Origin of the sequence: Knoellia sp. LjRoot47 (genome assembly GCF_964253435.1) — a bacterium.
GTDB lineage: Bacteria > Actinomycetota > Actinomycetes > Actinomycetales > Dermatophilaceae > Knoellia.
The window spans coordinates 2,334,227-2,347,529 of the sequence record NZ_CAXUQS020000001.1; the positions used below are offsets into that span (position 1 = coordinate 2,334,227).

15 protein-coding genes are annotated in these 13,303 nt (G+C 67.4%); 3 read left to right on the forward strand and 12 right to left on the reverse strand.

What is annotated here, in order from left to right:
- Window positions 1–77: 77 nt before the first annotated feature.
- On the forward strand, window positions 78–1,883 hold the full coding sequence (locus ACSQ11_RS11270; RefSeq protein WP_436005395.1) for an SIR2 family protein: 1,806 nt from the start codon (window positions 78–80) through the stop codon (window positions 1,881–1,883).
- Window positions 1,884–1,930: 47 nt separating this feature from the next.
- On the opposite strand, the gene ACSQ11_RS11275 is transcribed toward ACSQ11_RS11270, so the two are convergent.
- Window positions 1,931–2,365 (reverse strand): hypothetical protein, encoded by a 435-nt coding sequence (locus ACSQ11_RS11275; RefSeq protein ID WP_436005397.1) that lies wholly within the window; start codon window positions 2,363–2,365, stop codon window positions 1,931–1,933.
- A 66-nt stretch (window positions 2,366–2,431) separates the two neighbouring features.
- Between ACSQ11_RS11275 and ACSQ11_RS11280 the strand changes: the two genes are divergently transcribed.
- Window positions 2,432–3,682, forward strand: coding sequence for a hypothetical protein (locus ACSQ11_RS11280; RefSeq protein WP_436005399.1), 1,251 nt, complete (start codon window positions 2,432–2,434; stop codon window positions 3,680–3,682).
- 45 nt (window positions 3,683–3,727) lie between these two features.
- Window positions 3,728–4,516, forward strand: a complete 789-nt coding sequence (locus ACSQ11_RS11285; protein WP_436005401.1) for an HNH endonuclease — start codon at window positions 3,728–3,730, stop codon at window positions 4,514–4,516.
- Here ACSQ11_RS11285 and ACSQ11_RS11290 read toward each other — a convergent pair.
- The 11 genes from ACSQ11_RS11290 to ACSQ11_RS11340 form a co-directional block, all read right to left on the reverse strand.
- Entirely contained in the window at window positions 4,424–5,851 is a 1,428-nt protein-coding gene (locus tag ACSQ11_RS11290; protein ID WP_436005403.1) for a DNA cytosine methyltransferase, read from the reverse strand. The genes ACSQ11_RS11285 and ACSQ11_RS11290 overlap by 93 nt on opposite strands.
- A 76-nt stretch (window positions 5,852–5,927) precedes the next feature.
- Window positions 5,928–6,230, reverse strand: coding sequence for a hypothetical protein (locus ACSQ11_RS11295; RefSeq protein ID WP_436005405.1), 303 nt, complete (start codon window positions 6,228–6,230; stop codon window positions 5,928–5,930).
- Window positions 6,231–6,242: 12 nt separating this feature from the next.
- Entirely contained in the window at window positions 6,243–6,674 is a 432-nt protein-coding gene (locus tag ACSQ11_RS11300; RefSeq protein WP_436005407.1) for a very short patch repair endonuclease, read from the reverse strand.
- Between the two features lie 21 nt (window positions 6,675–6,695).
- Entirely contained in the window at window positions 6,696–7,160 is a 465-nt protein-coding gene (locus tag ACSQ11_RS11305) for a class F sortase (RefSeq protein WP_436005409.1), read from the reverse strand.
- 267 nt (window positions 7,161–7,427) lie between these two features.
- Complete coding sequence (locus tag ACSQ11_RS11310) at window positions 7,428–8,702, reverse strand: hypothetical protein (protein WP_436005411.1); 1,275 nt, start codon at window positions 8,700–8,702, stop codon at window positions 7,428–7,430.
- Between the two features lie 204 nt (window positions 8,703–8,906).
- Window positions 8,907–10,211 (reverse strand): hypothetical protein, encoded by a 1,305-nt coding sequence (locus ACSQ11_RS11315; RefSeq protein WP_436005413.1) that lies wholly within the window; start codon window positions 10,209–10,211, stop codon window positions 8,907–8,909.
- Entirely contained in the window at window positions 10,208–10,654 is a 447-nt protein-coding gene (locus ACSQ11_RS11320) for a hypothetical protein (RefSeq protein WP_436005415.1), read from the reverse strand. The genes ACSQ11_RS11315 and ACSQ11_RS11320 overlap by 4 nt, the downstream gene beginning before the upstream one ends.
- 161 nt (window positions 10,655–10,815) lie before the next feature.
- Window positions 10,816–10,998 (reverse strand): hypothetical protein, encoded by a 183-nt coding sequence (locus ACSQ11_RS11325; protein ID WP_436005417.1) that lies wholly within the window; start codon window positions 10,996–10,998, stop codon window positions 10,816–10,818.
- 19 nt (window positions 10,999–11,017) lie between these two features.
- Complete coding sequence (locus ACSQ11_RS11330) at window positions 11,018–11,350, reverse strand: hypothetical protein (RefSeq protein WP_436005419.1); 333 nt, start codon at window positions 11,348–11,350, stop codon at window positions 11,018–11,020.
- A 174-nt stretch (window positions 11,351–11,524) separates the two neighbouring features.
- Window positions 11,525–11,863 (reverse strand): hypothetical protein, encoded by a 339-nt coding sequence (locus ACSQ11_RS11335; RefSeq protein WP_436005421.1) that lies wholly within the window; start codon window positions 11,861–11,863, stop codon window positions 11,525–11,527.
- An 88-nt stretch (window positions 11,864–11,951) separates the two neighbouring features.
- Entirely contained in the window at window positions 11,952–12,440 is a 489-nt protein-coding gene (locus tag ACSQ11_RS11340; RefSeq protein ID WP_436005423.1) for a hypothetical protein, read from the reverse strand.
- Between the last annotated feature and the right edge of the window lie 863 nt (window positions 12,441–13,303).

Here is a 13,303-nt window from a genome sequence, read left to right on the forward strand (position 1 = left end):
GAGACGAAATCGACGAGTTCGGGCCAGGCGTTCTAGCGATGAGCCTCAGCACATTCGCGCGGCGCTACTGTCAGCGGATGAGTCTCACCGCGAATCCCTTGGACGCCCGAGTAACCCTGGCAACCAGCATTCAGGCACAGCCGGGCGTATACGCGCTCCTGATCGGGTCCGGGGTATCCACTGGGGCCGGGATCCCCACGGGTTGGGGAGTGGTTCAAGAACTTGTTAGGCGTCTCGCCACAGCGGCGGACCCAGATTCACCGACCGCTGGCGACGTCGCTGCCGAAGATCCCGAGGGATGGTGGTCGGAGCACGGGGACGGCCAAGCCTTGGGATACTCGAACCTGCTCGCAGCAATGGCTTCGACCAAGGCGGCGCGTAGAGACCTCCTCGCAGAGTTCTTTGAACCCACAGATGAGGATCTTGAGGCAGGGCTCAAGATGCCCACGGATGCACATCGAGCAATCGCACAACTTGTCAAGCGTGGCGCGGTAAAAGTAGTCCTGACGACAAACTTCGACCGGCTCTTGGAACGTGCTTTGGAAGAGGTCGGTGTTTCGCCGCAGGTCATCGCAAGGCCCGAAGCGGTCGCCGGTGCAACACCCCTGAGTCACGCCACGGCCACGATCGTCAAACTGCACGGTGACTACGCCGACCTTGAGATGCGGAACACCGTCGACGAACTGGCGACCTACCCCGAGCAGTGGAATCGACTCCTCGACCGGGTTTGCGACGAGTACGGACTTCTCATCTCCGGTTGGTCCGCCGACTGGGATGAAGCGTTGGTTGCCGCCCTCGAACGCCAGCCCTCGCGCCGGTACCCAATGTTTTGGGACTCGCGAAGCAGCAAGGGAGAAGTGGCAAGGCGGGTCCTGGCGATGCATCGCGGCCACGTGGTCGAGGCCCCCGACGCCAACGACCTGTTCTCAGGTCTCGCAGCACGCCTCGACGCACTGGATCGCTTGGCGGAACCACCACTCACGACGGCGATGGCGGTCGCCCGCCTCAAACGGCTCCTTCTCGACGAGAGCAAGCGAATAGATCTGCACGATCTGGTAGCAGGGGTTGCCCAAGGAGCGCTGGATGCGGGTTCCAACCTCTCGACGACCTTCACAACTCTGGACGGCGACGGCTTACAGCGTCATCACGACGAACTGATCGAGACGACGAAACCCCTCCTTGCACTCATCTGTACTGGAGCCTTTCACGACCGCGACGGACTCCACGACGACCTGTGGATCGGCACAGTCGAACGGCTGATGAGCGCCAAGACTTTGCCACAGGGGACGTACCACAGCGGGGCGTGGAACCTTCGCCACCTGCCAGCGCTCCTCGTCTGGCGCGCCCTGGGTTTGATCGCTGTTGCCAGGAATGACGACGACTTCCTTGTCCGGCTTTTCGACGCACCAACTTGGCCGGACCCTTTTGATGGCAAGCGTCGCAAACCGGCCCTCAAAGTGTTAGACGACTACGCCGTTCTCAGCCCGGACACCATCAACACGTTCCCCCGCTGGAACGCCCAAAAGTGGCTTTACCCCATCAGCCATTTCCTGACCGACAGTCTCCGCGAACCGCTTCGCCTGTTCGTTGTCGATGATGATGAGTACAAGTGGCTCACGGAGCGGTACGAGTACCGTCGGGCTGTGGCCCAGTGGTTGAAGGGTGACAACCCGGACTGGATCCGTGTCACGCCTGGGGAGTTCATCGGTGAATGGCAATGGGAGCACGACGGTGGCCCCCGCACGGAGTCAGATTTTCTGGCATCAAGGCGCGCAGACAGCGTGGTTAGTCCCTGGGACTCTGGGATTGAAGCGAAAGGAGGCTTGGATGCCGTCGTGTCTAACCTCCGTCCAGCGCTCAAGGAAATGCGGCGCTGGGGCTGAGCGACGCGGCGGCCCGCCTCGACCGCTCGACGCAGGGTGGGTGGACGCTAGGCCGTCGATATCGAGACCAGCGGCGTGAGGTCCTCCGGTGCGGCCAAGAGCCATAGGCCGTCGGGGAACCGGACCTCCCGTGTTGTCCTAGTGACTGACTCAAGGACGTTGACTTCGAGGTACGGCTGTCCGTAGTGGGCGAGGGACTCGGCGTCGTGGCACGAGTCCCCGCGGTAGATGCCGAGTCCCTGTTCGGAGTGCCGGAGTACCCGGCTGTTACCAGGCTCGATCGGGATCTCGATGCCGTCCTGGAACACGATCACGCCGCGTTCGAGGTCCACGCGACGGATGAGATACCAGGGACCGCCCGGGGTGTCGATTTCAGTGATCAGGTCGCCAGGAGTAAGCGCCACGACTGCGCAAGAGTGAGCCACGTGGTCGACCGTACGCAGCGCGTCCGACACCGGCCTGAACGGGCAGAAGGTCGACACGCGTGCCTCTTCCTCGGAGTTGGACGGTTCGGCTGTAGGTTCGCTCGCGACGGGAGGACCACCACGATGGCAGTAGACGACGATCGGCGACAGACCGCGGGGCGACGCCGCGAACTCATCATCGAGACCTTCTCCCGTGAACTCGACACCAACGTCACGGGCAGTGCTGCTGGCCGTCTCCGCGACCTGTTCGCCACCCACTCCGAGCGTCACCTGATCGTCTCCGGCGACATCGACGGCCTCGCATCGGCAGCGATGCTCGCACGGTCCGCACCCCCTGGCTGGCGAGCAATAGCCCTCGTCGTGAAATCCGGCGATGTCCTCCTTCACCCTGACTTCGTCGACGGCACTGACCTGTCCAAGTGCTTCGGTGTCGATGTCTACTCGACCTACATCGACAACGTTTCCAACCACGTCGCACTTTGGGGCGACAAGCGGCCCGGTAGTAGCGCCGAGGGTCTGGCCATCGCTCAGGCGTACGACACTGAGGTCAAGGAACGCGCCAAGACGACTCTTCTCGCGACCCCGTCTTTGTGGGCTGGGATCCAGGGCAGCCAGTCACGCGCAGACGTCCCTGCCTCGGCCGGGTACCGGTACCCCCTCGGAACAGTTCACGTCCTTCTCGCTCTCCTTGAGGCGGTCGATCGGAGCCCCCGCCTGTTCGACCGTGAGTACCTTCCGTGGCTCCTTGCCAACTGTGACGGCGGGTTGAAAACGATCCGGGACTACCCACACAACGTCCCCTTGTGGTGGTCATCGCTGGCGGCTGCCGTCGGACCCGCAACGCTCTCCGAGTCGCTCTACCAAACTGCTGCTCGGCAAGCGCCGATCGCCTTCGTCGACACCGTCAACCGACTCCGAGCAGAGAGCCACCTTGTGGACGGCGCTCCTGCGCAGCACCTCAACGACGACTGGAATCTGCGAGCCCAGTCCGTTGAAGCGATCACGGCCGTGACGAAATGGATCTCCTCCCTGAGCGGCTGGCCAGATCCGTTTCTGGGTGGCAGTGCCGGGCTCAAGGACTGGAAACTAGTGCCGCTGCACCGCCGCGGTCGCCTGCTCACGAAACTCCCTGATGCCGCAACGATGCCCGAACGTCTCGAACTCTTCCGCGCGCACTTCCGTGCCTCTCTCGACGCGGTCCACACGAACTTCGCCTACTTCGACGGACAGCAACGACTGAATTGGGTAGCGCCGTGGGTCAATGCAAGCCACCCGAGTCTTCCGGCGATCCCTCCGGCTCTCCAACCGGACCAGAACCTGTTCAGCGGGGACGTCGATGTCGCGAACGCGGATGACAAAGACATCGTGATCTGACCTCGCCTCCCAACTCGGCAGGCGTGCGACGGATAGCCTGCGGACGTGAGCAAGGTCTACGGGGTGGAGTTCCCAGAACGTGCCCTGATGTCCGTGATCTCAGACCTGCTCGGCATCGACCACTACACCACCGCCCGAGGTTCAACGGTGCGGACCGACTTCCTGGTCGGTGTCGGACGGGGCCTGGGCCTCTCAGATGCGTCGCTCCTAGGGATCGCCAAGGACGACCTCCTGGCCCGTGTCGTGGAGGCGGCCACCAAAGAGCCGATGGACGCCACGCTCTACTCACCCGGCGCCACCGTGACCAACCGGGCGTTGCAGGTCATCGCAGACGGGATCATTGCCCACGGCGTCCCAGGCCGCCCGACAGCCCCTGACGTGGAGTCGCAGACGCTCGACACTGGTATCGAAGAGTTGGAGTTCGACCCCGCCGAGGTCGCCGACGAGCGAGACAGGCGACTCATCGAGATGGCCGTCCGTCAGGGCCAGGACAAGTTCCGGCTCGCCCTGCTGACCGCCTACGGCGGCCGGTGCGCACTCACGGACTACGACGCGGTCGACGGCCTTCAAGGGGCCCACATCTACCCCTACCGAGGACCAGAGACGAACCGCGTCACGAACGGCCTGCTGCTAAGGGCAGACGTTCACATCCTGTTCGACCGCGGAGGCATCGCGATCGACGAGTCGTCGTACGACGTCCTCGTCCGGCCGACCCTCACGGTCACGCGCTACGGGCAGGAACTAGACGGACGCCGTCTGCGGCTTCCGCACCGCCGCGCTGACCGGCCCTCCACTGCTGCGCTCCGGTCCCACCGGGAGTGGGCTGGCCTCTAGCGGAGTGACCAGAGCGTCATCCGGGTTCTCAGGGGCAGCGAGCACCGCCTCCGCGAGTTCGGGAGCACGGTCCCCGATGACCTCGATGTCGCGGAGAACGTGCTGCCGCAGCACGTAGTACGCGGCGCCGACATTGACGCCATTACCCATCTGCTTGTACGACGCGGGGTCGGCTTGGAGCACGGGCTCACCCTCAGGGATGGCCTGCTTGAACTCGAACCAGTCAGGGAGCCCTTGCAGACGTGCGGCCTCGCGCGGAGTGATCCGGCGGCCGCGAGAGCCGACGATGCTGGTCTGCGTGATCGCTACGAGAGCGGGCACGTAGGTCGGCCGCTTCGCGCGGATACCGGAGGGCCGGAAGTGCATCACGGTGTCGGTCAGCGACGTCGGGTCCTGGGCTTGCCACTCGAACTTGCGACGTGACGGCGGGAAGTTCTGAATCTTCGGAAGCCAAGCGTTCAGCACCTCGCGGTGCTGCTCGTAGAACGCGGCGTTCTTGCGCAGGAAGTTCGCCTTCCACGCAGGCGTGCCGGGAGCGATATCGAGATCGCTGGGCGAGACGAAATGGTCGGCCCAGATCGGGAAGCCAGGAAGACGGCCACCGTCGAGGCGGTCCACGATCACGTCGATGAACTCGTCCCAGACCTGAACCCACTCGGCCTCAGCGTCGGTCAGGCGGTACGCGTCGAGGTTCTCGATCTCGTCATCGTCCTGGAGGGGCAGGTGCTTCGCGAGGTCCCACGACTGCGGGTCCCAGCCTTCGACCGCGGTAGGGGTGACGAGAGGCTCCACGTCCTGCTTGGCCGCGTCGACGCCAACGTAGGTCGCGGTGATGAACACTCGCTCGCGCACCTGAGGACGCCCGCCCAGGGCCGGGGGGAGCAGGTGAGGCGAGAAGACCTGCGAACGCTCGCTGACCCGGTACCCGAGTTGCCTGAGCGTCTTGATGATGACTTCCCACTCGTGGGCGTGGCGCGGTCCGGCCAGGTTCCGCACATTCTCCAGCAGGACGACCGTCGGCTGCCGCTCTTCGATGATGCGAGCGATGTTCCAGAAGAGGGTGCCGCGCGCCTCGTCCATCCCTCGCTGGTAGCCCGACTTTGAGAACGGCTGACAGGGGAATCCGGCGGCGAGAACGTCGTGGGGAGGGACGTCCATCCGGGACTCGGTGAGGGGGACGATGTCGCCCTTCACCTTTCCGCCCCAGTTGTGCTCGTAGACGCGGCTCGCGGCAAGGTCGATCTCGCTCGCCATCCAACACTGGCCGCCCATTGCACCCATCGCTGCGTGGAAGCCGCCGATGCCTGCGAAGAGGTCAATGTAGGAGAACGCCACGGTGTGACTGTAGTGCCTCGCTGGCGCGGCCGGAGGCGCGCCACGCCGAACAAACGTTCGACTGCGGGGTCCGGGTTCAGATGGGCTTCGAGGACCTCGGCGTCCAGTGGATGACCGGCAGGTCCACGGCGTCCCACAGTGCGCGAACAGTCGGCAAGAACGACGGCTCATCCTCACTTGGCCAGCGCATCAGCAGGCCGTAGATCGTGCCGCGTCCCTCACCTGAGACAGCCTTCCCGGAGAACCGGTCCCGCTCCAGCATCTCGCTCATCGTCTCGCTCGGGCGCGACCCGTCGTCCAGTCGGTACCTGACCGCCAGACGCCGCTCAACGTCGGCGCGGTGGCGCGCCGGTACACGGTCGATGTCAACGTGGATCACAGACGGATCGTGTCACGCGCCGCCGACACGGTTAGGTGCGGACAGAACCCTCCGAGCGGCTTCGTCCGCGTCCGCCCTGACTTCGCACTCCCACACCCGGACGACCGTCCAATCAAGGTCCTCGGCAAGCGCCGTGGACCTCTCATCTCGCTCACGGTTGCGGCGCATCTTGTCGGCCCAGAGGTCCGCGTTCGGTCCAGTCCAAGGCGTCTGGCGGCCGTGGACAGGGCAGCCGTGCCAGAAGCACCCGTCGACGAACACAGCGATGCGTCGGCCAGGTAGGACGAAGTCCGGCGTGCAACCTTTCGCGAGACGTCGATGGAGCCGGAACCGGCCTCCGAGCGCGTGCACCGCCTTCCGAAGCACCAGTTCGGGGGACGTGTTGACGCGACGTCGCCCGGACAGGTGTGCACCGGCGGTCGTGCTCACCCAGTTCGTGGCCACCGTCTGACCGTAGCCCGCGTGTTAGTCGATGGCGTCGGCGTAGACCAGCACGTTGTCCCGATGATGCCCGTCCGTCCTCTTCGGCCCGCCGCACGTGACGATCACGAGCCGGTGGCCCCCGTCCGCGCGGGTGATGTCGGTGGGGAGTCCGGTCTTCGGGACCTGGCGAATGGCGGTGACGCGGTAGGTGGTCCGTCCGGTCGCGGTGTCGAGGGTGACGGTTTGGCCGGGCTTGGCTGCGGCGAGGTTCCAGAGGGCTCCTCGGCGTCCGCGGGTTCCGTTGACGTGACCCGCGATAAGGGCGGTCCCCTCGGGCGCACCAGCCGCGGCGGTGTAGCGGTCCCAGCCGACAGTCGAGACGCGCTCCGGGACGTCGAGTTCGCCAGTGCTGGACACGCCCACGGTGACGATCTGAGCGTCGATGCTGAGGTCCGGGATGCGCAGCCGCGTCGGTGTACCCGCCGTTCCCGTCGGCGCGGCAGCCACGGCAGTCGGCGGCTTTGGCGTCGCTGTTGGAACCGAGGGCGCTGCTGGCGTAGGCGCGCCCGTAACGGTCACCCCAGGCGGGGACGTCTTCGGAAGCGAGCCGTCTGTCGGCGCCGTAACGGCAGGTCCCCGAGCGGGAAAGGTCTGCGCGGAGACCGCGGGTGGTTGAGGTGTCGGGGTCAGCGCGTAGACGCCCGCGCCAGCCCCGGCCGCGACCGCCGCCGTCACGGCGACGGTCGCGAACTTTCGAGCGAGGGCACGCATCGCTCAGCCGTCCAGAGTCATTCGGCGACGACGCGCCAGGCCAGCGCCCGCTACGGCGAAGAGCGCGGACACCGCTCCGGCCGGAGCAGCCGAGCGCGTCGGTCCACCGTGGGCAACGTCCGCGCCAATGTGGGTGACCCGGTGCACCGGAGGTCCCTCGATCGGCAACGCAGGGCCGGGCTTGGTCGGCTCGGGCTTGGTCGGCTCGGGCCTCGTGGGCTCGGGCTTCGTGGGCTCCGGCGTCGTCGGTCGAGGCGTGGTCGGGTCCGGAGTCGTCGGGCCTGGGATACCCATCTCCGCAGGTGCGGTCAGCGCCACCCGATGAGTGATGGTCTCGTCACCGTCCGCGGCGCCCAAGGACACCGTGAGCGGCGCCCCTGCCGTCAGGTGGCCCACGTGCACGACCTTGGAGTCTCCACGGGCGACGGTAACGGTCTCGGTGCCGACAGTCGCAGTGACGTCGAGCGGGTTGCGAGGGTCACTGGAGAGGGTGACGTCGATGTCCCCGTTGTCTGCGCGAGCGATCGTCGGGGTCGGCCAGGCGACGACTGTGACCGGAACCGGCGTCAGCATCACGACGTCGTTTCCGGGGTGGTGGACCGACCCGGTGACCGACCTCCCCGGCTGTGACGGTGTGATATCCACGCTGCACGTCGCTGCGGACCAAGGGTCGATGGCGGGGCACTCCTCACCGTCGATGCCCCAGGTGTCCGAAGACGCGACCGGGTTCGGGTTGTGGCGGGTCCAGGTCACACGGGTCGAGTCGCCGACTGCAATGAGGGCCGGGCTCGCGTTCAGCGACTGGGTGGTCATCGGCCGCTGTTCGGCTCGAAGAGTCGACTGGACACTCCCGAGAGGGCTCGGGGAGCCGGTGCCGATCCCACGTGCGAGATAGAGGGTGACGTTGTCCGCGTACGTGCCGTAGAGACGCCCCGGGACGCTGCAGGAGAGGTCACCGCCTGCCGGGAGTGTGCCGCACATCGTGAATTGGCCGCCGGACGGGTCGAGGGCGAGGGCGATGCCCGTGACAGGAGCGGTGTCGGTTGAGCGGAGCGTGACCGTGATGTCTGTCCAGGGCGACGTCGCGTCGACGACGTGCGGGACGGTCGCAGTGATCGTCGGGGTCAGGGTGATCGGGCGTGAGTTCCCCACCTCGGTGGTGTCCACGATCGTGATGACCTCTGGAGGAGTGTCAGCGGCCCGAGCGGCGCTGGCGGGCAGTAGCGAGACGGCGACGGCGGCAATGGCGGCCGCGGAGGCGAGGGTGCGTGTACGCATTTTCGGGTGCTCCTGGGAGGGCTCTGGTGTCGGGGCTGTTCGTGAGATATCGGCGGGCACGGACGTGTCCTTGAGGTCGGTATCTCCTGACCGGAGGGGTCCTAACGAGCGCTGGCCCAAGTCGGCCGAGGCGCACAAGCGAGGGCGGTCGCCCGGAGTTCCGGATGACCGCCCTCTGGTGTGGCAGTTCGAGTGCGCGGCGCGTCAGTCCACCGCGCCTGCCGCCCGCCGTCGTACGAGCACGGCACCAGCAGCGGCGGATATGAGGGCGGCAACCCCGGCCGGGCCGACGGGCCGATGCGGTCCACCACCGCCGACGTCGGCACTGATGGACGTGACGCGGTGCACCGGCGTCTCCGACTTCTTCGGCTCCTTCGGCGTCTCGCACGCGCCGCGCGCGAACGAGCCAGCCGGACGAGCGACCCAGCCGTCCTCCCATTCGAGCCCGTTGCACGTCCACGACAGCGTGCCCCGCGACACGTCGTCAGTCACGATCACCGGTGCAGCGCACACGTCCGCGACGCCATCCTCACGGATGATGCACGCGCGGGAAGTCGCCAGGATCTCCGCGGAGTACCGGCCCAGGACCGCGTTGGCTGGGATGACGCCACCGATCGAGGTCGCGTCTCCGACACGCGGGTCGGCCTGCGTGTACACCCGAGACGTAAGCAGGTCGGCCGCGTCGGTCGCGCGCACCGTGCCTGTGTGAGCCGCGTTCCGGACGGTCAGGGCGCTCGTTTCCCGCTCCTGCACGGCAGCCGGAAGGTCGCACACCGCTCGCTGTCCTCCGGCGAGGGTCGCGTTCCGGTAGTCGGACAGGGCGCGTCGGGTCGGTGCGGCACCGTCACGAGCAGGGAGGGTGACCGCGATCGTGGACGTGTTCACGCACGTCTCCGGGCCCGTGATCCCAGACGCGGTTGCGGTGCACTCGCCGAGCACGGCGCCGTCGTTGAGGTCGCCGTCGCACTCGGCGCCGCCGTACGCCGGTGCATCCGCGTCTACTGCGTGGCGGACCGCATTCGTGGTCCGACCGTTCACGAACCCCGTGTGCGTCACGGTCTGTCCGTCACCGGCTGTGACCTCAGCCAGCGCGAAGAGGGTGGACGCACCGGCAGTTGCGGAGAGCCGTACACCGGTCGCGGTGACGGAACCGTCGCCAGCGACCGGGACAGTGGTCTCGTCGTGGCCGACAACGGCGAGCGTTGCGGCGACGTAGCGGGCGCCGGTCGGAGCAGGCAGCCGGAGAGTGATACCAGCGCGTCCCTCTGCCTTGCTCGTGGGGACGACATCGAGCCGCGTCCAGTACCGAGACCCGGCGGTGTCCGTGGACGGTGCGATCGGTGCGCCGTTGTCCGGGGTCGTCGACAGGAGCCCGTCATCGGCCACCGCAGCCGCAGCCGAGTAAGCGATGACGGGAACGGGTGCCGCGGAAGCCGGGGCGACACCAGACGTCGACACGGCGACCAGCGCCGCAACCGCGACGAGGACACGCGCTGCCACGGCGCTCATCGAGTGCCGTCCAGTTCCGCGCGCTCAGCCGCAGTCAGGTAGCGCGTGTCCGGGCGAACCGTCGCGAAAAACCGGTCGACCCGTCGGGCTGCCCGGCCGTCCCCTCCCGCACGCGCTTTGTGGTCTGCGTCGAGCCGGTCGAGACCCGCAACGATGAGCGCGGTGACGACACCAACGCGGGTCCAGTCGACGCGCTCGGCGACGATCTCGTCGATCCGGTCAAGGACGTGCACTGGGGCCATCAGCGGCAGGACAGCACGGTCGGGGTCGTAGTCACGCGTGAGGCGTGCGTCCGGTCGAACGAGTGGCCGCCACGTGGTCGGCTTGTCGAGCCGCGACTCGATGAGCGCGGAAGCGAAGTTCGCGAGCGGCAGCGGGGTGCCTTGCTCCCTCCAGAACCGGGCGTCGTGTCGCGCGCGGGTCGCGTGGACGCGGCCCATCACGGTGCGGGGGAGCGTGGGTCCGGCGTACCGGTACCCGTCTGGTGTGCGAGTCATTCGGGTCGCCCCTTTCAGGCGAGGAGATGTCTGTTCACCAGACATCGGCACTAGGAGGACCCGACCTGAGCGCCCTCAACCTCCCACCTGCCCACCGGCGATCACCGTTATCGGCAGCGGCCGCCCGTGACGTACGACGACCCGGACGCCGCCGCGTCAAGACACGCGCTAAAACGCGCGACCCCGGCGTTCGCCGGAGTGACAAGGTGCTCCTGCGCCTGCCCGTAGACGACGAGCGCCAGCACGGCGGTCAGCGCCCAGCAGAACAGCCGCTGCGTCAGGCTCTCCATCTCACAATCTCCTTCAGATTCAGGCGATGGCGCTGTTGAGCGCGTGGACAAGGAGGGACCCGACGCCTGCGCTCGACACGAACGCGGCGACGATGCCTGCGGTCCCGTAGCGGGCGCGTGCGCCAGTGCGGTGGGCGGTGTTCCCGACCACCGGGCGCTCCGGGGTGACCTGCCCGACGAACGGCGCCGGAGCGGTCAGCCACCCGTCGGCGAGGTCGAGGTCGGCCATTGCGAGGTCGCGCCGGTACGCGTCCCAGCGCGCGTCGGCGGCGAGGACCTCGGGCGAGTCGAAGAAGCGCAGCGCCTCAGCGGCGGTCCGGTGGGCGGTGGGGCGAGTGGCGATGGCGGTCATTTCGGGCTCCTGGCTGTGTCGGGTGGTGCTGTCGTGATCGGTCTCTATCGACCGGTCTCTCCTGTCCTAACGACTGCCGTTCGGTGCTGGTCTGGAGCGGTGTGGAGGGCACAGAGAAAGGCCCGGAGAGCGGGTGGTGTCCCCGCGCTCCGGGCCCTCGACGGGGACCCGCTCCTACGGCGCGACGTCTGTCTGCCGCGCGGCGTGCGTCAGCACCGCCGTCCAACCCTCGTCCTGCGACGCCATCGCGGCCGCGTGCTCCTCGGAGAGCCGCACCTCCATCTGCCAGTGCGGGTCCGAGACCTCTGCCGGAGCGGACTCCAGGTCCGGAATCGTGTTCGTGCCAGGCAGGATCTCCGACACGAGCGCCGAGCAGGCGGGACACCAGATTGCCCAACCGTTCGGCTCAAAGCCCCAGAAGTTTGCGTCGAGAAAGCACAGCACGGACCGGTCCCCGGTGAACGGGTCTACGCGGACGGGGACGAGGTAGCCGCCGTGGGTCGGTTCGGTCACGTGAACCTCCAGTGAAGAGTGCGGTGTCGTCCCTTCAGCATCCACGGAAGGTCCGACATCGCGGCCACGTCGTGGCAAGGGGCCCGGCTTAGTTCGTGAGCCGGGCGCGAGTGGCGGTGATGACGAGCGGGTCGGACTCGCAGTAGCCGATGGCGCGGACCGTGCCAGGGCGCGATCCCAGCGTGATCGCGCCGGTTTTCGTGTTGATGGATGTGATGACAGGGACGGTCGTGCGCCAGTCGGCGTCGACCTTGTAGTCGAGCCACGTCTTGGTGGGTCCCCCTGCGGGGTTTGACGCGGCCTGCCACGCGTGTGCCCAGGGCGTGTTGACGAGCCCGGCCCGGGTCTGCCCGACGTCGGCAACGAAGGGCTGGACGTTGAGCGGCTTACCGTCGCGCCACGGCGACCCGGTGCGCCGGAGCGTCGTTGTCGACGAGTGAACCTTGGCGGCGCCGGTGAGGCGCGGCTTCGGCCACGTGACCTTCCACGTACGGCCGTCGTCAATCAGGTGCCCAGCAGCGCCGGTGCCGCCCTTGCGCGTGACCGTCTTCCGAGTTGCCGGGTCAGTCCACGCCATCGTCGGAGCGCCCTTCACTGCACACGTGACCATCGACGGGCCCGTGCTCGGGCAGTCACGGGACGTGAACGTGTACGACCCGCCACCCGGGAGCGTGTAGTCCCATCCAGTGATCGTGCCGCGACACGACGTCTGCGCGCGGGCGGTCGCCGGGCTGACTGTGTACGGCGCGGACCACCGACCATCCAACGCCGGAGCGGGAACGCGACCGGTTCGCGGGTCCACCGTCGTGTAGATCCTGACGAGACCGCTGACAACCTGCGTTGAGGCGGCCGCGGAGTACCGCGCCCAGGTCAACAGGGGCGTGTTGATGGATAGCGAGTACGTCCCACCGCACGCATTGAGAGCGCGTGACTTGCCGAACGTGGTCGTCTGAGACGCCATCTTTACGCGCCCGTTGAGGTCCCAGATGGGCGAGTCCTGACGGGTGATCGTCGCTGACAGTGACACCGGGCACACCCACGTCTCGCGGCGGTACCGCGGCGGGAACAGGCACCGCGTCTTCAACGAGGCAGGGACGGCGCGAGTGACGATCCCGGCCTCGCCTGCCGTCGAGTAGAAGTCACGGACACGGTAGGACCACGTGACGCCGACCGCTGACTGTCCTTGAGGGTCGCGGCCGCACCCGGCGAACCGGCCAGCGGCCCCGGGGACGCCCGGCAGCCTCGTCGGGTTCGTCTTCCAGTACGTCCCCGAGATCGTGTACGGGACCGAGACGCCACCACCGCCTCCACTGCCTCCGCCGTCGCTCCGAGGCGGAGGCACCGTCCCGCCAGGAGGAGTCGGGGGGTGAGAGCCAGTGCCTGTCCCGATGCCGATACCGCCTCCGTCTCCGTCACCGGCGTGAGCCGGGGCGACGGAGA

What these genes read in the sequence shown, in the direction of transcription:
- ACSQ11_RS11330 (WP_436005419.1), bottom strand. Translation starts at nt 11,350, where the DNA reads ATGACCGCCATCGCCACTCGCCCCACCGCCCACCGGACCGCCGCTGAG.
- ACSQ11_RS11315 (WP_436005413.1), bottom strand. Translation starts at nt 10,211, where the DNA reads ATGAGCGCCGTGGCAGCGCGTGTCCTCGTCGCGGTTGCGGCGCTGGTC.
- ACSQ11_RS11270 (WP_436005395.1), top strand. Translation starts at nt 78, where the DNA reads ATGAGTCTCACCGCGAATCCCTTGGACGCCCGAGTAACCCTGGCAACC.
- ACSQ11_RS11340 (WP_436005423.1), bottom strand. Translation starts at nt 12,440, where the DNA reads ATGGCGTGGACTGACCCGGCAACTCGGAAGACGGTCACGCGCAAGGGC.
- ACSQ11_RS11325 (WP_436005417.1), bottom strand. Translation starts at nt 10,998, where the DNA reads ATGGAGAGCCTGACGCAGCGGCTGTTCTGCTGGGCGCTGACCGCCGTG.
- ACSQ11_RS11280 (WP_436005399.1), top strand. Translation starts at nt 2,432, where the DNA reads ATGGCAGTAGACGACGATCGGCGACAGACCGCGGGGCGACGCCGCGAA.
- ACSQ11_RS11310 (WP_436005411.1), bottom strand. Translation starts at nt 8,702, where the DNA reads ATGCGTACACGCACCCTCGCCTCCGCGGCCGCCATTGCCGCCGTCGCC.